Annotated in this window: 17 protein-coding genes; 3 read left to right on the top strand and 14 right to left on the bottom strand. The window is 64.3% G+C overall.

Going from position 1 to position 20,219, the window contains the following annotated elements; genetic code table 11:
• Nucleotides 1-7: 7 nt before the first annotated feature.
• The 11 genes from GMOLON4_RS02925 to GMOLON4_RS02875 all read right to left on the bottom strand — a co-directional run bounded on the left by GMOLON4_RS02925 (nucleotide 8) and on the right by GMOLON4_RS02875 (nucleotide 12,115).
• On the bottom strand, nucleotides 8-1,090 hold the full coding sequence (locus GMOLON4_RS02925) for a UDP-N-acetylglucosamine--N-acetylmuramyl-(pentapeptide) pyrophosphoryl-undecaprenol N-acetylglucosamine transferase (protein WP_026936041.1): 1,083 nt from the start codon (nucleotides 1,088-1,090) through the stop codon (nucleotides 8-10).
• 8 nt (nucleotides 1,091-1,098) lie between these two features.
• Complete coding sequence (gene ftsW / locus GMOLON4_RS02920) at nucleotides 1,099-2,436, bottom strand: putative lipid II flippase FtsW (protein WP_084147325.1); 1,338 nt, start codon at nucleotides 2,434-2,436, stop codon at nucleotides 1,099-1,101.
• Nucleotides 2,405-3,913 (bottom strand): UDP-N-acetylmuramoyl-L-alanine--D-glutamate ligase, encoded by a 1,509-nt coding sequence (gene murD, locus GMOLON4_RS02915; protein WP_026936042.1) that lies wholly within the window; start codon nucleotides 3,911-3,913, stop codon nucleotides 2,405-2,407. Before murD ends, ftsW begins: the two co-directional genes overlap by 32 nt.
• Nucleotides 3,913-5,022: a phospho-N-acetylmuramoyl-pentapeptide-transferase gene (gene mraY, locus GMOLON4_RS02910; protein WP_026936043.1), complete on the bottom strand. Its 1,110-nt coding sequence runs from the start codon at nucleotides 5,020-5,022 to the stop codon at nucleotides 3,913-3,915. Before mraY ends, murD begins: the two co-directional genes overlap by 1 nt.
• Nucleotides 5,019-6,437 carry a UDP-N-acetylmuramoyl-tripeptide--D-alanyl-D-alanine ligase gene (locus tag GMOLON4_RS02905; RefSeq protein WP_026936044.1) on the bottom strand — a complete coding sequence of 473 codons (1,419 nt, stop codon included), beginning with the start codon at nucleotides 6,435-6,437 and terminating at the stop codon, nucleotides 5,019-5,021. Before GMOLON4_RS02905 ends, mraY begins: the two co-directional genes overlap by 4 nt.
• 3 nt (nucleotides 6,438-6,440) lie before the next feature.
• The gene (locus GMOLON4_RS02900) at nucleotides 6,441-7,496 is read right to left on the bottom strand and encodes a Mur ligase family protein (RefSeq protein ID WP_026936045.1); all 1,056 of its coding nucleotides are present in this window, start codon (nucleotides 7,494-7,496) and stop codon (nucleotides 6,441-6,443) included.
• A 69-nt stretch (nucleotides 7,497-7,565) separates the two neighbouring features.
• On the bottom strand, nucleotides 7,566-9,362 hold the full coding sequence (locus GMOLON4_RS02895; protein ID WP_084147327.1) for a peptidoglycan D,D-transpeptidase FtsI family protein: 1,797 nt from the start codon (nucleotides 9,360-9,362) through the stop codon (nucleotides 7,566-7,568).
• A 48-nt stretch (nucleotides 9,363-9,410) separates the two neighbouring features.
• Nucleotides 9,411-9,950 (bottom strand): hypothetical protein, encoded by a 540-nt coding sequence (locus GMOLON4_RS02890; RefSeq protein WP_051266180.1) that lies wholly within the window; start codon nucleotides 9,948-9,950, stop codon nucleotides 9,411-9,413.
• Entirely contained in the window at nucleotides 9,947-10,915 is a 969-nt protein-coding gene (gene rsmH, locus GMOLON4_RS02885) for a 16S rRNA (cytosine(1402)-N(4))-methyltransferase RsmH (protein WP_026936048.1), read from the bottom strand. Before rsmH ends, GMOLON4_RS02890 begins: the two co-directional genes overlap by 4 nt.
• 102 nt (nucleotides 10,916-11,017) lie before the next feature.
• Nucleotides 11,018-11,449 (bottom strand): division/cell wall cluster transcriptional repressor MraZ, encoded by a 432-nt coding sequence (gene mraZ, locus GMOLON4_RS02880; RefSeq protein ID WP_026936049.1) that lies wholly within the window; start codon nucleotides 11,447-11,449, stop codon nucleotides 11,018-11,020.
• A gap of 261 nt (nucleotides 11,450-11,710) precedes the next feature.
• A complete protein-coding gene (locus GMOLON4_RS02875) occupies nucleotides 11,711-12,115 on the bottom strand; it encodes a DUF3040 domain-containing protein (RefSeq protein ID WP_026936050.1) in 405 nt (134 codons plus the stop codon).
• Between the two features lie 85 nt (nucleotides 12,116-12,200).
• Between GMOLON4_RS02875 and GMOLON4_RS02870 the strand changes: the two genes are divergently transcribed.
• A complete protein-coding gene (locus GMOLON4_RS02870; protein ID WP_026936051.1) occupies nucleotides 12,201-13,289 on the top strand; it encodes a polyprenyl synthetase family protein in 1,089 nt (362 codons plus the stop codon).
• A 53-nt stretch (nucleotides 13,290-13,342) separates the two neighbouring features.
• On the opposite strand, the gene GMOLON4_RS02865 is transcribed toward GMOLON4_RS02870, so the two are convergent.
• On the bottom strand, nucleotides 13,343-13,687 hold the full coding sequence (locus GMOLON4_RS02865; protein WP_026936052.1) for an Rv2175c family DNA-binding protein: 345 nt from the start codon (nucleotides 13,685-13,687) through the stop codon (nucleotides 13,343-13,345).
• Between the two features lie 90 nt (nucleotides 13,688-13,777).
• Here GMOLON4_RS02865 and pknB point away from each other — a divergent pair, with 90 nt between their 5' ends.
• Nucleotides 13,778-15,805, top strand: a complete 2,028-nt coding sequence (gene pknB, locus GMOLON4_RS02860) for a Stk1 family PASTA domain-containing Ser/Thr kinase (RefSeq protein ID WP_035731929.1) — start codon at nucleotides 13,778-13,780, stop codon at nucleotides 15,803-15,805.
• Nucleotides 15,806-15,948: 143 nt separating this feature from the next.
• Here pknB and GMOLON4_RS02855 read toward each other — a convergent pair whose 3' ends face one another.
• Nucleotides 15,949-17,346: a class II 3-deoxy-7-phosphoheptulonate synthase gene (locus GMOLON4_RS02855; RefSeq protein ID WP_051266189.1), complete on the bottom strand. Its 1,398-nt coding sequence runs from the start codon at nucleotides 17,344-17,346 to the stop codon at nucleotides 15,949-15,951.
• An 86-nt stretch (nucleotides 17,347-17,432) separates the two neighbouring features.
• Nucleotides 17,433-18,125 carry a lysophospholipid acyltransferase family protein gene (locus GMOLON4_RS02850; RefSeq protein ID WP_035731856.1) on the bottom strand — a complete coding sequence of 231 codons (693 nt, stop codon included), beginning with the start codon at nucleotides 18,123-18,125 and terminating at the stop codon, nucleotides 17,433-17,435.
• Nucleotides 18,126-18,353: 228 nt separating this feature from the next.
• On the opposite strand from GMOLON4_RS02850, the gene GMOLON4_RS02845 reads away from it, so the two are divergent.
• Nucleotides 18,354-20,207, top strand: coding sequence for an AMP-dependent synthetase/ligase (locus GMOLON4_RS02845; protein ID WP_051266191.1), 1,854 nt, complete (start codon nucleotides 18,354-18,356; stop codon nucleotides 20,205-20,207).
• Nucleotides 20,208-20,219 lie beyond the last annotated feature (12 nt).

The raw sequence follows: 20,219 nt of genomic DNA, 5'->3' as shown, positions 1-20,219 counted from the left end.
TTCTAGCCTAGCGGAGTGTGCCGTCTATGAGCGTGACCATACGCTCCGCGGCATCACGAATACCGGGTTTCGCTGCGCGCTCGCCGAGGGCCTCGCGCGCCTCGTCGTCGGCGAGCAGTGGGAAGACTTGCGCCGCGGCATTGTCCGGGGTGAACTCCCCGTCCTTGACGGTCAGGGCCGCGTTGGCGTCAAGCAGCGAGGCGATGTTCTTCGCTTGCTCGCCGTTGCCAACGGCGTACGGCACGTACAGCGCGGGGAGGCCGAGGGCGGCGAGTTCGGAGACCGTGGATGCGCCCGCCCGAGAGACGATGAGGTCGGCGACCGCGAGGGCGAGCTCCATGCGGTCGCAGTATTCGATCACGTGATAGTGAGGGATCTGCGGGTCCTCAAACGGAGAGAGGCGGCCCACGATGTGCAGGATCTGCCATTCATTGGCGCCGTGCGACTGGCCCACGATCCGCGGTGCGAGCTCGCGAATTGTCTCGTTGATACGCTTGGCGCCCTGCGAGCCGCCCGTCACGACGAGGGTCTTTCGGTTCGCATCCAGACCGAAGTACTCGATCGCCTCCGGACGAGCCGCGCTTCGATCGAGCTGGGCGATCTCTCGGCGCAGCGGCATCCCGATGAGTTGTCCGCCTCGCAGCGGCGTATTCGGGAAGACGATCGCGCTCGCCGCGGCCCAGCGAGCGCCGAGCTTGTTGGCGAGGCCCGGCATCGAGTTCGCCTCGTGCACTACGACGGGCACGCGCCCGCGCGCCGCGACGTAGGCCGGAGTTGAGGCAAACCCGCCGAACCCGACCACGACATCCACCCCTCGTTCCGCGATGAGGCGGCGCACCCGCTTGACCGCGCGGCGAAATTTCGCAGGGAATCGTAGCGCGGCGCCGTTCGGGCGACGAGGGAAGGGCACCTTCTCGATCGTGACGAGCTCATACCCTCGCTGCGGGACAAGACGCGTCTCGAGCCCCTCGCTCGTGCCGAGCACAATGACCTCGGCGCCGGGATGTGCGGCGACGATCGCATCGGCCGTCGCCAGCAGCGGATTCACGTGTCCCGCGGTTCCGCCGCCGGCCAGGAGATAGGTGGTCATACCTAGGTTCACTTCCTCGTTTTGGGATGAGTGCGTGCGCCCGCCTTGGGTCGCGCCTTCGACTTCGTACTTGCGCCCGCATTCGATTTTGCCAGTGGCTCGGGCTCGGGCTTGACCAGGGGCTTCGCGTTCGATTTCGGGCTACTCGCCGCTGCCGCCTCTCGCGCCGTGTTTTCGCGCGCAACCGACAGGACCAGGCCGACTGCCGCGAGCGTCGTCACGAGTGCGGAGCCGCCGGATGAGAGGAACGGCAGAGGCACGCCGAGAACCGGCAGCAGGCCGATCACCACCGCGATGTTGACGAAGGCCTGGAACGTGAACCACGTAAAGACGCCGCCAACAATGACGCGTCCGGCGCGGGATTCGGTCTGCCGCCAGATTCGCAACAGGATGACGCCGAGCGCCCCGAACATCAGGATGACCGCGGTCGCGCCGACCAGGCCAAACTCCTCGCCGATGATCGCGAAGATGTAGTCGTTGTCTGCCTCGGGCAGCCACGACCACTTCGCCGTGGAGTTGCCGAGACCAACGCCGAAGACGCCGCCGCGTGCGAGCGCGAAGAAACCGTGCGAGGTCTGCCAGCACAGGCCCTCGTAATCGCAGTCCCCTGAGAAGAAGCTCGTGATGCGAGCAACGCGGTTCGGCGAAATGATGGCCATCAGGATCGCGCCCGCCACGGCAGCAATCGCCGCGACGGCGAGGTATCTGGCCTTGATCCCACCGAACCACAGTGCGCCGAGCACGAGCGCGCCGAGCACAATCACTGTCCCGAGGTCTTTGCCCCCGAGGGCGAGCCCGAGCACGATGACAACCGGCACGCCGAGCGGCACGATGAACTTGCGCCAGTCCTCGAGGCGCGGCTCAAGGCGTGTCACCATCATGGCAAGCCACATGCAGAGCGCGAGCTTGGCGAACTCGGCTGGCTGTACCGTCGTCACGCCGAAGTTCAGCCAGGCGCGGTTGCCGTTGATCTCAAGGCCAAGTGGAGTAAAAACGAGGAGCTGCAGCACGATCACACCGCCGAGCGCGACCCAAGCGAGGTTCCCGGTGAGGTACCTCAGCGGGATGCGCGAGATGGCGAACATGACGGGCACCCCGAGTACCGCGAATAGCAGCTGCTTCAGGAACTTCGTCGAGAACGAGCGTCCAGCGGCATACTCTTCGACCGCGGAACTCGACAGCACCATGATGAGCCCGAAGCCCACGAGCAACGCCACGACTGCCAGAAGCAGCGTGGCGTTCAGGCTCGCTGGCGATTCGCTCTTGGGTAGTCGGATGCGAAACGCGTGCCCGGACGTACCGGTGCGCGATTGCCTAGTCGCGGGTTTCGTCGGGGAGGTCTGCATCTGTGTCTGTCCCCTCCTGTGCCGCTTCCCGAACTGCCTGTTGGAATTTATTGCCGCGATCCGAGTAGCTCTCGAACTGATCCATCGAGGCGGCTGCTGGAGCGAGGAGGACGGTGTCTCCCGAGCTCACGAGCTGCTTTGCCTCGGCGACGACGCGCGGCATCACCGCACTAGTGTCCTCCACCACGATCTCGATCACCGGCACCCCGGGCGCGTGTTGAGCGAACGCCTCGAGAATCTCTTCGCGCTTCTCGCCAATCACGATGGCGCCCTTGATTCGTTCGGCGTGCGCCGCGATGAGTGGGGCAATATTGACGCCCTTCAGCAGCCCACCGAGCACCCAAACGACGGAGCGGTAAGAGCGCAGCGACGCATCCGCCGCGTGCGCGTTTGTGGCCTTCGAGTCGTCGACCCAGAGCACCTCGTCCGTGTCGAGCACGAGCTGGTTCCGGTGGTCATCGGGGGTGAAGTCGAGAATCGCTCGGTGAATGTCGGCGGGTGAGACGTCGAGCGAGCGAGCGAGTGCGGCGGCGGCGAGCACGTCTTCGACGAGGTGTTTCGAGGCCATCCCGCGCTGGCGCAGCTCGTCGAGCGTCGCGAGCTCGAGCGCACTGTTGGCGCGATCTTCGTGGAACGCCCTGTCGACGAGAACGCCGTCGACGACACCGAAATTGCTCCGAGCGGGCACTTCGGTGCCGAAGCCGATTGCTCGGGCGCCGTCCTGGACGTCGGCCTGCTCGACGAGGCGCAGGGTCTCCGGGTCGCCGAGGTTGTACACGCACGCAACCTTGGTGCGCTCATACGCGCGGCCCTTCGCATCCCGATATGCCTCGAAGGAGCCGTGCCAGTCGAGGTGATCGTTCGCGATGTTGAGCACGACGGATGCCCACGGCTCGACGGTGTGCGTGTTATGCAGCTGATAGCTCGAGATTTCCACGACGAGGACGTCGAACCCCTCGGGGTCGCGAACCGCATCCAGCACCGGGATACCGATGTTCCCCGCGGGCGCGACGCGAATCCCGCCTGCTGCAATCATGTGCGCGGCGAGCTGGGTCGTGGTCGTCTTGCCGTTCGTGCCGGTCACGAGGAGCCACTTCGAGGGCTCGCCAACCTTGTCGCGCAGTCGCCAAGCGAGTTCCATGTCGCCCCAGACCGGCACGCCCGACTCAGTCGCCCACCGAAGCAGCGGGTGATGCGGCGGGTAGCCGGGCGAGGTGACCACAAGGTCGGCCCCGAACGAGCGCAGCTGCTCGGGCACGTCATCCTTCGACTCGGCGACGACCACCGGCACGCCGAGCACCTGCAGGATGCGCTCACGGTCTTCGTCGTGCGCACCAGCGACGACGAGCACCGAGGCGCCAAGCTCCGCCAGCGTGTCGGCAACCGAGAAGCCGGTCATGCCGAGCCCGAAGACCGCGACGCGCAGCCCCTGCCAATCGCTGTGCCAGCTGGTCAGGGTGTCAAGTCGATTCGTCATTAGGTCAGCACTCCGCTCAGCAGCGACCATTCGGCGTAGAAGAGGGCGAGACCGATCACTGCGAAGAGTCCGCCGACGATCCAGAATCGAACCACGACCGTCTGCTCGGCCCAGCCCTTGAGCTCGTAGTGATGGTGGATCGGGCTCATGAGGAAGATTCGCTTGCCGCCGGTGACCTTGAAGTAGAGGCGCTGGACGATGACCGAACCGGTGTCGATCACGAACAGTCCGGCGATGACGACGAGGAGCAACTCGGTGCGCGAAAGGATCGCGAAGGCGGCGAGCGCGCCACCGAGGGCGAGCGAGCCCGTGTCACCCATGAAGATCTGGGCGGGCGACGTGTTCCACCAGAGGAAGCCGACGAGCGCGCCCACGATTGCGGCGGCGACGATGGCCATGTCAAGCGGTGCGTACACCTCGTAGCAGGCCTGCACTACGGATGAGTTGAGTCGCTCCGTGCCACAGGCCTGGTTGAACTGCCAGTAGCCGATGACGCCATAGGTACCGATCGCGAAGATAGATGCACCGGTCGCCAGTCCGTCGAGGCCGTCGGTGACGTTGACGGCGTTCGACGTCGCGGTCGTAATGAGCACGATCCAGATCACGACGAGAATCGTGCCAGCGATCGCCCCGAACATCATGAAGTCGAAGGAAGTATCGCGAATGAACGAGACAGCGCTCGAGACGAGTGGGATGTCCTGCTCGTTCGTGAACTGGAGTCCGACGAGCGCGAAGATCGACGAGACGATCACCTGGCCGAGGATCTTCTGCCACCCGCCGAGTCCGAGCGATTGGTGCTTGCGCACCTTGAGGAAGTCGTCGATGAAGCCGATGACTGCGTGCCCCAGCATCATGAAAATCACGATGAGGCCGGCCGCCGTGGGCCCCTCACCGGAGAGCCAGACCGCGAGGAAGTAGGCGACCGTCGCGCCCAGGACGAAAACGATGCCACCCATCGTGGGGGTGCCTCGCTTCGCGTAGTGCTCCTTCGGGCCGTCTTCGCGGATGTACTGGCCCCAGCGGAGCCGGTTGAACATCTTGATGAAGACTGGCGTCAGAAACAGCGTGAACATCATGCCGATCGCGCCGGCCATGAGAATTGCGATCAAGCGAGAGTTCCCTTCACATAGTCGCCAAGTCGGTCACCCAGGAATCGTAGGCCTGCCGAGTTGGAAGACTTCACGAGCACGAGGTCACCGGGCTGCAGATATCCGCGTAGGAATTCCAACGCGTCGTCCGCATCCTCGGCAAAGGTCGCCTCATTATCCCAGCTGCCTTGCGCAACGGCCGCGAGGTAGAGCGGCCTGGCGTCACGACCGATTACAACGGTTTGGGAAACTCCGAGGCGCACCGCGAGCTCACCGAGCTTGTCGTGCTCGGCCACGGACTGTTCGCCGAGCTCGGACATCTGCCCGAGGACGGCAACGGTGCGCTGGCCCGGACGCGCAATCTGCGCCAGGGTTCGAAGCGCCGCCGCCATCGAATTCGGGTTGGCGTTGTACGCGTCATTGATCACGGTGATGGGCTCCCGCGTGAGCACCTCCATCCGCCAGCGCTCGGCGCGGGTGACCTGTGTGAGAGCCTCGACGACCTCGGTCATCGCGACCCCCGCGGCATGGGCCGCAGCGGCTGCGGCGAGCGCATTCATGACGTGGTGCTCGCCGATGACCGGGAAGACCACCTCGATCGGCTCATTGCCAGGGGCGTGCAGCGTGAACGTCGTGCCGTCCTGGGACACCGCGACGTCGGTCGCGCGCACCTGCGCATCCTCGCCGCGACCAAACCAGACGATCTCGCCGGGGGCCTTCGACGCCATTCGCGCGACGCGCGGGTCGTCTGCGTTGAGGACCGCGATGCCGTCCTCGGTGAGCGCCTCGATCATCTCGGACTTGGCCTTCTCGATCATGTCGATGCCGCCGAACTCCCCCGCATGGGCGAGGCCGACCATTAGCACGATGCCGATATCCGGCCGAGCCATGTCCGTGAGGTAGCGAATCTCGCCGACCTTACTCGCACCCATTTCGGCGATCAGGGTGTCGGTTTCCTCGTTCACCTGCAGGAAGGTAGTCGGCGCGCCGACCTCGTTGTTAAAGGATGCGATGGGAGCCACGACGTTGCCCTGCCGCTCGAAGATTGCCTTGAGCAAGTTCTTCGTCGTGGTCTTGCCGTTTGATCCGGTGACGGCTATCACTCGCATCCGGCCGAGGCCGCGAACACGTTCGACGACCTCGGTGGCGAGCTGGCCGAGGGACAGCACGACGTCCTCCACCACGATCTGCGGGATTGTGAGGGCAAGTTCCCGCTCGACCACCGCGAGGGCCGCGCCATTTTCGACCGCCTTCGGAGCGAACAGGTGACCGTCGGTCGCCTCCCCCGGCTTCGCGAAGAAAATGTTCCCCGGCCCAATGTTCCGCGAATCGGTGTCGCTCACGCCACGAATCACGTCGTCCGCGCTCGCGCCCTCCACGAGCACCAAGCGACCGTTAATCCGATCTGCAATCTCGCCCAACGTCATTGGAATCATGCTCTATTGACCTACCTCTTCCCGCGCTGGACGGCCATCTACGGAACCCAGGTGAATTCCGCCGACGCGACCGAGCGCATCCTGAATCTGCTCGACGTCCCAGCCCGCGCTGTCGATCATCAGGATCGCCATCGCAGCGTTTATCGCACTGTAGGCGTCTTGTTGCGATGACCAGCTGTGCAGCTCGCGGTCGTCGGGGCCGTACATCGAAAATTGCGTTCCCGAGTCGGCGGGAGTCTCCGAGACCCACCAGTCTGCACCAGACTCGCGGCGCGCCGAAATCGTAGTGATCGGGATGCGGGTCTCCTCCACCAGGCGGCGGCCATCCTCGACGTCAATATTGATCACGCCGCGACGCGATTGCTCGGGCGAAAACAACTCGATCAGGGCCTCAAACCCCGCCTCGGCGTCGACCAACGGCGCCGAGGCGGGGTCGTACGTGTTAAACCCGGCCACGTCGAAATACAGGCCAGCAAAATTGTGGCCGATGACGGCATCCTTCGTGAGCTCGGCGCTCGCGACGTGGATGCCGACCTCGCGCATGCGCGCGATCATCGCGTGCAGCTCGTCGGCGTCCGCGGCGACGCCGTGCGCGTCGACCCATTCGTCGCCGATGTGCCGCTCAAGGTTCGTGGAGGTGCCGGACTTGATGCCCAGCGTCTCGAGGAGGTGGTCGATGAGGTAGACGACCGACGTCTTGCCGTGCGTGCCCGTGACGCCAAGCAACTTGGGCGAATCCGGCTCGGTTTGGTACACCCACTGGGCAATGTGCCCGAGCGCGAGGCCCGGATCCTCGACCGCGAGCACCGGAACGTCCACATCCCGGAGCAAGCGGGCATCGGCCTCGTTCGCCATGATGCTCGAGGCCCCGCGATCAATCGCGAGTTCAAACTGCTGCGCCCGATCGACACCCTGCGCCCGATCCACGCCCTGCGGCAGGATCGCCACGAACATGTCGCCCGACTCCACCCGATCCGCATCACTCACGACGCCCGTCACCTCGATCTGCTCCGTGTCGAAGTCAGATTGTGTTGGTTCGAGTCCAAATTGGGCGCACATCTCGGAGAGAATTCGCGCCCTGGGATGGTGCGGGCGAAGACTAGATTCGGGCATGACTTCCTGTGGTGGTTACGGTGTTGTAGAGATGCTCGGCCACGGCGTTGGTGATGGAGGCACGTCATTCGAGGTCAACATATAAGACATCGCCTGCTGCCATGCATCGGCCGTCGCGGCACTACTAGTGATCTTAACCGGGTTCGCAAGGGTCACGATCACGACGTACTTTGGATCATCGATCGGGGCGATTCCCGCCATCGAGGTGATATAACTGCCGTCCTCGTAGAGCCCGGTCTCGGGATTCACCACCTGGGCGGTACCGGTCTTCATCCCGACCCGGTACCCGGGAATAGCGACTTTCTCGGACAAATGACCGCCCGTCGCGACCGCCTCGAGCGCCTCCAATGTGAGATCCGCGGCCTCGGGCGAGACGACCTGATTGCTCGTTATCTCCGGCTGATCGGTAAGTTCGCCGTTTTCCTGCAGGCAGCCCTTAATGAGCTGCAGCGACGTCTGTTTCCCGCCGTTGCCGATGGCCTGATAGGCGCTCGCCATCTGGGCGGCGGTGGCCGAGAAGCCTTGGCCGAACATGACGCTGAGCGACGTGTGCGAGTCCCAGTCATCCGGAGAATAGAGCAGCCCCGGCTCTTCCCCGATGAATCCGACATCGGTCTGGTTCCCGAAGCCGAAGTCGAGCATGTACTGATACCTGGTCGCCGCATCCACGCGCTGGCCGTAGAGCACGATGCCGACGTTCGATGACTCCGCCATCACCCCGTTCATGTTCATGTCCTGATCATCGTGGGGCGAGTCATCGCTGAAGTTCGCGTCGGAGCCCTGCCAGGTGTCCGGCACGTTGATCGTTTCCTTCGGATCGACGACGCCCTGGTCGTAAGCGATCGCGGCCGTAATGGGCTTCATGATCGAACCGGGTTCGTAGGGCCCCGAGAACGTGAGCGAACCGCGGTACTCGGCGTCAACGGATGCGGGATCGTTCGGGTCGACCGCCGGGTACTCGGCCGCGGAAAGAATCTCCCCCGTCTTGACGTCAACGACCGTGAGCGTGCCGTACTTGGCCTGCATGGCTTCGACGTTCTCGGCCAGGATCTGTCGCATCATCCAGTCGGTGTCGAGATCGATCGTGGTTTGGAGGGTGCCGCCGTGCGTGGCTTCGGTCAGCGTCACGATCGAGCCAGGGATCGCCACCCCGTCACGGGAGCGCACATAGGTTTCCTCGCCGTTGGAGCCTGCAAGGCACTGGTCATACTGCAGCTCGAGCCCGGCGAGCGGTGTGCCATCGCTGCCGAGGAAGCCGGTGATGCTGCCGCCGACCGTGCCATTCGGGTAGACCCGCTCGGGATGCCGCTCGAAGTACACCCACGGAATCTGCAGCTCGCGCACCTTCTGGTATTCCTCGAGCGTGACCATCTTGGCCAGATAACCGAAGTTCGCTTCCGGGTCGGCCGCGACGGTCGCATCCACGCTCGTCTGCAGCGCCGCGGGGTCCTGACCGGTGATCTCGGCAATCTGCTTGATCGAGTCCTGCACGGTGACGGTGACCTCTTGCCCGGTTTCAGGATCGATTACGGGGAAATCGCTCATATTCACGGGCGCGAAGGTGACATCGAAGCGGTCGACCGAGGAGGCCAACACCTCACCGTTGGTATCGACGATCGACCCACGCGTCCCCCACAGCGTCTGGACGACTCCGCGACGGCCGTCGGCCTCCGAGTTGATCGCGGAAGCCTCGACAACCTGCAGCGTCACGAGGCGGAGGAAAAAGGCGATGACAACCAGCGCGAGCGCAATCGTCGGGAGTACTGCCCGCACGTTCGCTTTCCGACGCTTGGCCAAGTCAGTTCCCCTCATGCGGTTGGTGGTGTGGCATCGCCACGACGCCGAGTTGGACGGCGCGCACTAGCGGGTGCTTGGCGAGCTCATTTCGAACTCCGACGGTACGGCAGGTTCCTCCTTTTTCTTGGTTGACTCACCGGGCTTCGGCGCTGGCTGCTCTTCCTCGGCGGGCTCGAGCACCGCGTTCGGGACGAGGCTTGCGTCGACCTTTTCGCGCTCGGGCACCCATCCCTCGCCATGCACGATGCTCTGGCTCTCGAGGTCGAGGAACGCGCTGCTGCTGGCTGGCACCATGCCGAGATCGGTCGCCTGCGCCGCGAGGTATTGCGGTGAATCCTGCGCATCCGACTTTTCGAGGGCTGCGGTGTGCGCGCGCTCGAGCTCGAGGTGTTGCTGCTCGAGTTCGCTCGTGCGGTAGGCGTCCTCCACAATGATGGTCGAGAGGAACAGCTGGATGCCGAACGCCATGACGACGATCAGGACGGCGACCCAGACGCCGCGCGGCGACACCTTGGTCGCGTTCTTGAGGCCCGTCACGAGGCGCAGGCGTGGCCCGCTCAGGTCTGGGCGGCGGAACGGGGCTGACTGTGGTGCTGCACTCATGCGGCGTGGCTCCGAATTTTCTCGACTGCCCGCAGTCGAACGGGCTTTGCACGTGGGTTGAGATCGGCCTCCTCGGCCGGGGCTTGCTCCGCTCCTCTTGTGAGGAGGCGAAACTCGGGTTGCAGGTTGTCGGGGATGAACGGCAGGTCACGAGGAGCACGGGACTCGGTGACCTCGCTGAACGTGCGCTTCACGAAGCGGTCTTCGAGAGATTGATAGGACTCGACCACGACTCGTCCGCCCACGCGGGTTCGCGCGAGTGCCTGCGGCAGCGCCGACTCCAGCGCGTCGAGTTCGCCGTTCACGCGGATGCGCAGCGCCTGGAAGACCCGCTTTGCCGGGTGCCCGGCGTTCCGCTTCGCGGCCGGGGTCGCATCCTGGAGGATGTCAACAAGCTGGCCCGTCGTGTCGATCGACGACACTCCCCTTGCCGCGACTATCGCGCGGGCATATCGGGGCGCGAGCTTCTCATCGCCGTAGCGATAGAACAGGTCCCGGAGCTCCGTCTCGGAGAGCTCGGCGATGAGTTCGGCCGCCGTGATGCCTTCGCTTCGATTCATGCGCATGTCGAGCGGCGCATCCTGCATATAGGAGAACCCGCGCTCGGCCTCGTCGAGTTGGAGCGACGAGACGCCGAGGTCGAAGAAGACCGCATCCACCTCGTCGACGTCGAGGTCGTCAAGCCGATCCGCGAACTCGTCGTAGACCGCATGCACGGTCTGCACTCGATCGCCAAACGCCGCGAGGCGCTTGCTGGCGATCGCAATCGCTTCGGCGTCACGGTCGAAGCCGATGAGCCGCGCGTTCGGGCACGCCCTGAGCACGGCCGCGGCGTGGCCGCCCATCCCGAGGGTGCAGTCGACGTAGATCGACCCCTGCGCCTCGAGCGTCGGCGAGACCAGTTCCACCACCCGGTCGAGCAACACCGGGGTATGGATCTCACCTAAATCTTTCGAATCATTCATAGTTTTTCGGGAGTCTCCCTATTCCCAGATCCCAAGCCATTTCGTTCTGCTGCCGGGGAAGGTGCCTCAGAGCTAAACGACTGGGGGTCTCAGAACAGGGAGCTAAAGCAATCCCGGAATCACCTCCTCGGCAGTTTCGGAGAAGGCCGCTTCGTTGGCCTCCACGTATGTGTTCCAAGCGGTGGCATCCCAGATCTCGGCGCGCGTTCCGGCCCCGATGACCGCGAGTTCCCGGTCCAGCCCCGCGTATTGGCGAAGCTGGGCGGGAATCGTAATTCGGCCCTGTTTGTCCGGAGTTTCGGCGTGCGCGCCACTCAGAAGAAGTCGAAGGTAATCGCGTGCTTGCTTACTCGTCACCGGCGCCTGCCGAATCTGCGCGTGAAATCCCTCGAACTCGGTGTTCGAGAACACGTAGATGCACCGCTCCTGGCCACGGGTGAGCACGACCCCCTCAGCGAGCTCGTCACGAAATTTCGCTGGCAGGATCAGGCGCCCCTTCTCGTCAAGCTTGGGCGAATACGTGCCAAGAAACATCGCACTCGCCCTCCCTCTCATCTCCCTGGGCTACCACGTACCCCCACTTTACTCCACATCACCCCACACGCTAGGGGTCTGCGCGCCTTTTGGCCAAGCTTTTCCTGACAATCCCTTGAAAACACTTGGCTGAGAGAGTGGGGAGGGATGTGGAGGGGAAATCGCGGGCGCGGGCCTCGGTGGGTCGGATCTTGGGCACAAAAAAGCCTCGGGGCCGATCAAACGATCGACCCCGAGGCGAAAGGGAGGGATGTGGAGGAGCTAGAGTTCGCCGTCCTGGCGCCGCTCCCAGCGGTCCTCAACGCGGTCCATGAACGAGCCGCCAGTCTTCCTCGGCTTGGCGCTCGAACCCTTGCTAGCGCTCGGACCGGCGGCGGACGAACCACTCGTCATCCCTTTGCCACTGCTGTTCGAGCCGCGTAGTGCCCAAAAGATGCCGGCGATCATTACGACGAAGCCGATAAGGCCGATCCACCAGTACGTGGAGGCCATGCCGCCGATAACAATGCCGAGCCCGACGACCACGGAGAGAACAATGATCGTCACTGCCTTCGCGGACACGACGGGACCACCCTTGGGCGTGGTGGACACCACATCTGCGTCGTTTTGATAGAGACTGCGCTCCATCTCCTCCAGCAAACGCTGTTCCTGCTCCGACAGTGCCATGATTCCCTCGCACTCTGCGGGATGATTCCCGCGGTAATAACCCTGACTCTCTATTGTAGGCCTCCCACCCTTATAAGGTTAGGGAGTGCCTGAAAGTCTGCCCCTCGTAGAATCTGTGTCCGCCCGACTCGACGCGCTCTTTGCCGAACGTCGCCCGCAGCTGCGTGCTCTGAACCCTGAACTCGACGCGCTGATGGACCAGCTTGTGGCGTTCACTGCGGGCGGAAAGCGTACGCGAGCTCGATTTCTTGCGGCGGGTGCACGGATGCCCCGCACGGCGACCGACCCAGATCTCGGCCGCGCCGTGGTCGACGCGGCGACCGCGCTCGAGCTCTTCCACGCGGCGGCGCTCGCTCACGACGACATTCTCGACCGATCAGACACGCGACGGGGCAAGCCCTCAATGCATCGCGCCTTCGAGGGAAAGCACCACGAGGCAGGCTGGGTCGGCGACCCCGAACACTTCGGTCTGTCCGCCGCAATCCTCGCGGGCGACCTCCTCCTAATGTGGAGCGACGACCTCCGCCTCGAGGCGGCCAGCCACGTGCGCACGAGTCGAGGCCAGGCCGCGATCGCGGAGTTCTCGCGGATGCGCACCGAGGTCACCGCCGGACAGTACCTTGACGTCGTGGCCGAACTCGCCTGGCAGCAGATCGCGCGTGACGAACGAGCCGACCGTGCCATCGCGATCGCGGCCGCAAAATCCGCGAGCTACTCGGTCGAGGCGCCGCTCGTCATCGGCGCCCGGCTGGCGGGGGCAGACGACCAACTCGTCGGGCACATCCGCGCGATGGGACTCCCCCTCGGCCTCGCGTTCCAGGTCCGCGACGACGTGCTCAGCGTCTTCGGCGACGAAAGCATCACGGGCAAGCCCTCGGGTGACGATCTGCGCGAAGGCAAGCGGACGCTCATCATCGCGGAGGTTGATCAGCGCGCCGACGACGAGACGCGCGCGTTCTTCGAAGCACGGCTCGGTGCGGCAGACCTTACCGCCGACGAGATTGCCCGGATGCAGGATGCGATTCGCGACACCGGCGCGCTGGATGCCGTCGAGGCGCACATCCAGCGCTGGCTCGACGAGGCGCTCGCTGCCATGGCCGAGATCGACCTGGACGAGCGCACCCGCGAGCACTTCCGCAAGCTCGCGACCGCTGCCGCCCGCCGCGAGCACTAGATTTCGAGCGGCTCGATAGCAGCTAGATCGCGAGGAGCTGCACGGCGATCCGGCTAGATCGCGAGGAGCTGCACCGAGCGGCGCACGGAAGACTTCCGACCCTCCTGCAGCGCCTGCGTCGGGGTAACGCCCAACACGTCGTCCTCGCTGAGGAGCCACTCCATTGCCTCGTGGTCGACGACGCCGTGATCGGCGAGCAGCGTCAAGGTGCCGCGCAGGCCGGCCAGCGGCTCGCCGTTTCGAATAAACGCCTGCGGGATGCGAAGCTCGCCTTCGTGTTTGACCGCGAGAAGGTACCGCTCTTCAAGGAGGCGGTGGAGTCGTCCCGAAGAAACTGCTAGCTCCTTCGCTGCTTCGGGGAGGGTGAACCATTCAGTGGTTGAGTATTGCGTTGACACCCTTCAATATTCGCAGATCAATGCCTCTCCTGCGTGCACCCTCGGAGTTTCAGTCGATTATTTGTGGCCGTACCGGCTAACCTGCAATCCGTGAGCCCAGCCAACCCGGACACTTTGATCGGACGTCTTATCGACGGCCGCTATCAAGTGCGCTCGCTTATCGCTCGAGGCGGCATGGCGACCGTGTACGTCGCAACCGACCTGCGGCTCGAGCGTCGAGTCGCGATCAAGATCATGCACGACCACCTCGCCGCGGATGACGCGTTCCGCGAGCGATTCATTCGCGAGGCCCGCGCTGCCGCCCGCCTCGCGCATCCAAACCTGGTGAACGTGTACGACCAGGGTGAGGATGAGGGCCTCGCCTACATCGTCATGGAGTACGTCCCGGGCATCACCCTGCGCGATCTCCTCCACGATCACCACCGGCTCACAGTCGAGCAAACCATCGACATCATGGATGCGCTCCTCGCGGGGCTCCAGGTCGCCCACCGCCAGGGCATCATCCACCGCGACATCAAGCCCGAGAACGTGCTGCTCGCCGACGACGGCCGAATCAAACTTTCCGACTTCGGGCTCGCCCGCGCGGCCACCTCGAACACCGCATCCGGCTCGGTGCTGCTCGGCACCATCGCATATCTCGCTCCGGAACTCGTCACCAAGGGGACGGCCGACGTCCGCAGCGACATCTATTCGGCCGGGATCATGATGTACGAGATGCTCGTTGGCGAGCAGCCGTACCGCGGCGAGGAACCGGTCAACATCGCCTACCGCCACGCGAACGACAACGTGCCACCGCCGAGCGAAAAGCAACCCGATCTCCCCCGCGAGCTCGATGACCTCGTGGTGTGGTCCACCGAGCGCGACCCCGAGGATCGCCCGGCCGACGCCGGCGCGATGCTCGCGGCGCTCCGCCAGGCCGAGCGCGACATCGCGGCATCGGACGGCGTCACCGCGCCGCCCGTGACACGCCTCGTCCCCACGCCGGCCGAGCCCGGCACGCAGCTGCTCGCCGAGACGCACAACCCCGCGACGAATTCCGGCTGGGAACAGCTCACGACCCCGACCGATCCCTCTACCGTGGGCGAGGTCCTCGGCGCGGATGCGGTCGAGACGATTCGCGAGGACGCGGCCGAGGACTCCACGCCCGCGCCGCTCGCGGCCGTTCGACTCGAGAGGATCAACCGACAGAAGCGTCGCTCCGGACTCGTGGCCGCCTTCGTCGTCACCCTGCTGGTCGCACTCGCCGGATTCCTCGGCTGGTGGCAGGGCTACGGCCCCGGTTCCTACCTCGCCGCACCGGCTGTCGAAGGCACGACCCAAGACGAAGCCGCCGCGCAGATCGCGGCCCAGGGCTTCGTCGTCGGCGATGTCACTGAGGAGAGTTCGCTCGAGATTCCGTCGGGCACGGTCATGTCGACCAGCCCGGGCCCCGGTACGCGTCTCGCGCCTGATTCGGTGATTAATCTTGTGATCTCCTCCGGCCCGCAGATTCTCACCGTGCCGGGTCTGTCGGGAATGACCGTCAAGGATGCCGCGGCCGCGATCGAAACGGCCGGGTTCACCTACGACGAGGCGACGAACGTCCAGCAGTTTGATGAGTCGGAAGCGGGCACCGTCCTCTACGGCACGGATGAGTCCGGCGAGCCACTGCCCGTTACGATGGCCGAGCAGGAGCCAATCCGACTCGTCGTCTCCGCTGGCCCGGTTCCCGATGTGACGGGGCTCGGGCAGACGATCGCATTTGAGGAACTGGATGCGGCCGGTCTCGTCGCCAACGTGGCGTGGTCCGACTACTCCTCCAGCGTCCCCGCCGGCGTCGTGATGAGTCAGACCCCGACCACCGATCCCGTTCGCCCGGGCGACACGATTGACCTCGTCACGTCCCTCGGCCCAGAGATGATCGAGATTCCGAACGTGGTGGGTGCAACCGCAAAGTCGGCGATCGGTTCCCTGGAGAGTGCCGGGTTTGAGGTCTCGCACAGCGTCAATAATGACGAGCTCGACACCTGCAAGGTCACCTCGCAGTCTCCAAGTGCGGGGACCGAGGCGGAGCGCAGCAGCACGGTTAGCTTCAAGTGCACCGTGACCATCGTCCGCTCACCGACAGAGACGCCGTAGCGCAGACCACGTAGCCACAGGCGCCGTAGCGCATCCTGCATCCTGCTTCACGAACGAATTTGCCCTCCGGCGCATTGCGCGCCGGAGGGCAAATTCGTTGCTGGTCTAGTCAGGCTGTCCTAGCCAGGCTGGTCTAGACAGGCCTACCAGTTGTCCTGGCCGTCGACCTCGGCCTTCGGAAACTCCTGCAAGAGCTCAGCCACGAGGAACGCGAGCTCGAGCGACTGCATGTGGTTGAGTCGCGGGTCGCACAGCGACTCGTAACGGGTCTCGAGCGCCGCCTCGTCGATCTCTTCCGAACCGCCCAGGCACTCGGTGACATCGTCGCCCGTGAGCTCGATGTGGATGCCGCCCGGGTGGGTACCAGCTTCCTTGTGCGCCGAGAAGAATCCCTTCACCTCGGTCACGACATCGTCGAAACGACGCGTCTTGTAGCCGCGCTCGGTCGTGAACCCGTTGCCGTGCATCGGGTCCGTGATCCACAGCGGGGTGGCGTCCTCTGCCTTGATGGCCTCGAGGAGGCTGGGCAGCACATCCCCGATCTTCTGCGCACCCATGCGGGTAATGAACGTCAGGCGACCCGGCTCGCGCTCGGGGTCGAGCTTGTCGATGATGCGCTTCATCGTCTCGACGTCGGTCGTCGGGCCGAGCTTCACGCCGATCGGGTTGCGAACACGCGAGAAGAAGTCCATGTGGGCTTCGTCGAGGTCGCGGGTGCGCTCGCCGATCCAGATGAAGTGTGCCGAGGTGTCGTACGGCAGCTGCGTGCGGGAGTCGATCCTGGTCAGGGCCCGCTCATATTCGAGCAGCAGCCCCTCGTGACCAATGTAGAATTCGACCTCCTTGAGCGCCTCGAAGTCGGCACCGGTGGCCGTCATGAACTTCAGCGCGCGGTCGATCTCGCGCGCCATGAGGTCGTAGCGAGCGTTCGCGGGGTTCGCCGCGAAGCCCTTGTTCCACGAGTGCACCTCGCGCATGTCGGCGAATCCCCCGGTCGTGAAGGCACGGATCAGGTTCAGCGTCGAGGACGATACGTGGTAGCCGTCCATCATGCGTTGCGGGTTTGGCGTGCGCGCCTCTTCGGTGAACGCGAAGTCGTTCACGATGTCGCCGCGGTAGGCGGGAAGCGTCACGCCGTCGCGCGTCTCGGTGTCCTTCGAGCGCGGCTTCGCGAACTGGCCAGCCATGCGACCCATTTTGATGACCGGCATGGATGCGCCGTAGGTCAGCACGAGCGCCATCTGCAGGATGGTCGAAACCCGGCCCCGAATCTTGTCCGCGGTTGCGCCAGAGAAGGTCTCGGCGCAGTCGCCGCCCTGGAGCACGAACGCGTTTCCGGCTGCGGCCTGCGCGAGGCGATCGCGAAGGCGGTCGACCTCGCCCGCAAATACGAGCGGCGGGCGCTTGGCCAGCTCATTCACCACATAGTTCGCAGCCTCAGGATCGGGCCAGGTCGGCTGCTGACGGATCGGAAGTTCGCGCCAGTTATCGAGACCTGCTGCCGCACTCACCTGTTGCTGGAGCTGCTGGGTAATAGTCATAATTCTCGTACTTCTGTGGTGGTGTAGTTGTCGTTGTCTTAACGCAGGCAGACGCCAGCGTTATTCCTGACCGTAATTGCGCTCCCCTAATTGCTCGGGAGTGCCTTACGGAGCTTCGAAGCGTACACGTCGGCGTATTCCTGATCCGACAGTGCCGCGATCTCGGACATGATCTCGTCCGTGACCGAGCGGAGGATAAACCGGTTCGTGTGCATCCCACGATATCGCGAGAAGTCGATCGGCTCGCCGATCCGGATGCCGATCTCCGTGCCGATCTTCGGGCGCTTGGCACCAATCGGCAGGATCTTCTCGGTGTCGACCATCACGACGGGCACTACCAGGATGTTCGTCTTGGCCTCAAGCACCATGCGTGCGATGCCGGTGCGCCCGCGATAGAGCCGCGCATCCGGACTGCGGGTACCCTCGGGATAAATGCCGAGGCAGCCCTTGCGCTCGAGCACCTCCAGACCCGTCTGCAGCGAACTCTCCGACGCCTTGCCGCCTGAGCGATCCATCGGGATCATGCCGGTCGAGGTAAAGAACCAGCGGCTGACGGCGCCCTTGAAGCCCTTGCCCGTGAAGTATTCCGACTTCGCGAGGAAGTTCACGCGCCGCTTGATGACGAGGGGAAGGATAAAGGAGTCGATGACCGACAGGTGATTGGATGCGAGGATCACCGCGCCCTTGTCAGGGATGTTCTTGGCGCCCTCTATGACGGTCGGGAAGAGTCGCCGCGCCGCCGGTCCAGCAACGAGGTGCTTGAGCAGCCAATAGAACATACGCGAATCCTCCAGTCGAGCGACTCACATCATACCTAGCGAATGCACCGGCCAGTGCTCAGTTGCGCCTTATGACACATTCACTACGATTTTGGCAATACACGGCTCCTGCAAAATTGGACATCTAAGATAGAAATACCGCGGTGAGCGCACACTCCCGCATATGGTTCTCACTTGCGACAAGGATGTCGCGTCCTCTAAGGATCCAACGATGGAAGGCCCCTACTCATGACCCAATCGCAGGCCACCGCACACACTGACGGCGCCGTTCGCGAGTGGATCACACCGGCTGTGGCGGAGCCCGCGCCGCAGCTCAACGTGACCGACTTGCTGGAATCACGTGTTGAGCGCACTCCGAATCGAGCGCTCTTCGCCGTTCCGGAGGGTGAAGGCTGGCGCGATATCACGGCACAGCAGTTCACCACCGACGTTCGCGCGATCGCCAAGGGCTTTATTAATGCCGGCGTGACGCCGGGAACCCACATCGCCTTCATCTGCTCGACGAGCTACGAATGGACCCTCGTCGACTTCGCACTTTGGTACGCCGGCGCGGTCATGGTGCCCGTGTACGAGACCAACTCGTCTTCGCAGCTTGATTGGATTTTGCGCGATTCGAGTGCCCAGGGACTCATCACACAGACACACAAACTTGACGCCCGCTATACGGAGATCGAGGGCGAGAAGCCCGAACTGCGCTGGCACTGGGTGCTTGAGGACGGCGCACTCGACCAGCTCATCGCGGACGGCAAGTCAGTCTCGGACGAACAGCTCGAGGCCGCGCGCTCGCACGCGAACGGCGACGATGTCGCGACACTCATTTACACCGCGGGCACCACTGGTCGCCCCAAGGGCACGGTCCTCACCCACTCCAATTTTGTCGAGCTCGCTCGCAACATCGAGCACCCGCTGCGTGATGTTGTCGCTTGGGAGGGCGCATCCACGCTGATGTTTGTGACGCTCGCCCACGTCTTCGCGCGCCTCATTTCCGTCATCGGCGTCGCCTACGGCGTCCGAGTCGGCCACCAGGGCGACACGACCCAGCTCGTGCCCGCGCTTGGCTCGTTCAAGCCGACATTCCTTCTCGCCGTCCCGCGCGTCTTCGAGAAGGTCTACAACTCGGCGCTGCAGAAGGCTGCCTCGGGTGGCAAGGAGAAGATCTTCATGCGCGCGGTCAAGGTGGGCGTCGCGTGGTCGCGTGCAACGGACGAGGGCAAGGTGCCCCTCGGCCTCAAGCTGCAGTACAAGCTCTTCGACAAGCTCGTGTTCTCGAAGCTGCGCGAGACGCTCGGCGGCAACGTGCGCCATGCTGTCTCCGGCTCGGCTCCGCTCGGGCTGTTCCTAGGCCACTTCTACCGTGCGCTCGGGGTGCAGGTGCTCGAGGGCTACGGCCTGACCGAGACGACCGCGCCGGTGTCGGTCAACCTGCCGGGCGCGTTCAAGATTGGCACCGTCGGACCGCCCCTGCCCGGCTGCGGCGTCCGAATCGCCGAGGACGGCGAGATCCTCACCAAGGGCGTCAACGTCTTCCGCGAGTACTGGCACAACCCCGAGGCCACCAAGGATGCGTTCACCGAGGACGGTTGGTTCCACACGGGCGACATTGGTCAGCTCGATCACGAGGGCTACATCACGATCACAGGTCGCAAGAAGGACATCATCGTGACCGCGGGCGGCAAGAACGTCGCCCCTGCAATGTTCGAGGACCAGGTTCGTGCGGACGGGATCGTCGGCGAGTGCATGGTGGTCGGCGACGGCCGCCCGTTCGTCGCGGCCATCGTCACTCTCGACCCCGAGATGCTGCCGAAGTGGCTCGAGCTGCAGGGGCTCAACCCGAATATGTCGCTCACCGAGGCATCGAAGCACCCGACGGTTCGCGAGCACATCCAGTCGCTCATCGACCGCGCCAATCGCTCGGTGTCGCGCGCCGAGTCGATTCGCAAGTTCGAAATCCTCGACAAGCCGTTCACGGTGGAGGACGGCACGCTGACGCCGAAGCTCTCCCTGAAGCGTCACGTCGCGCTCGAACGCTACGCGGACGTCATTGAGGGCATGTACGCGGGCACAAGCACCCCCAAGGAGTAGGCGGCCAGCGGT

Source organism: Gulosibacter molinativorax, from assembly GCF_003010915.2.
Classification (GTDB): domain Bacteria; phylum Actinomycetota; class Actinomycetes; order Actinomycetales; family Microbacteriaceae; genus Gulosibacter; species Gulosibacter molinativorax.
Note: the sequence above shows the minus strand (reverse complement) of the source record. Positions and strands in the feature narration are given on the sequence as shown.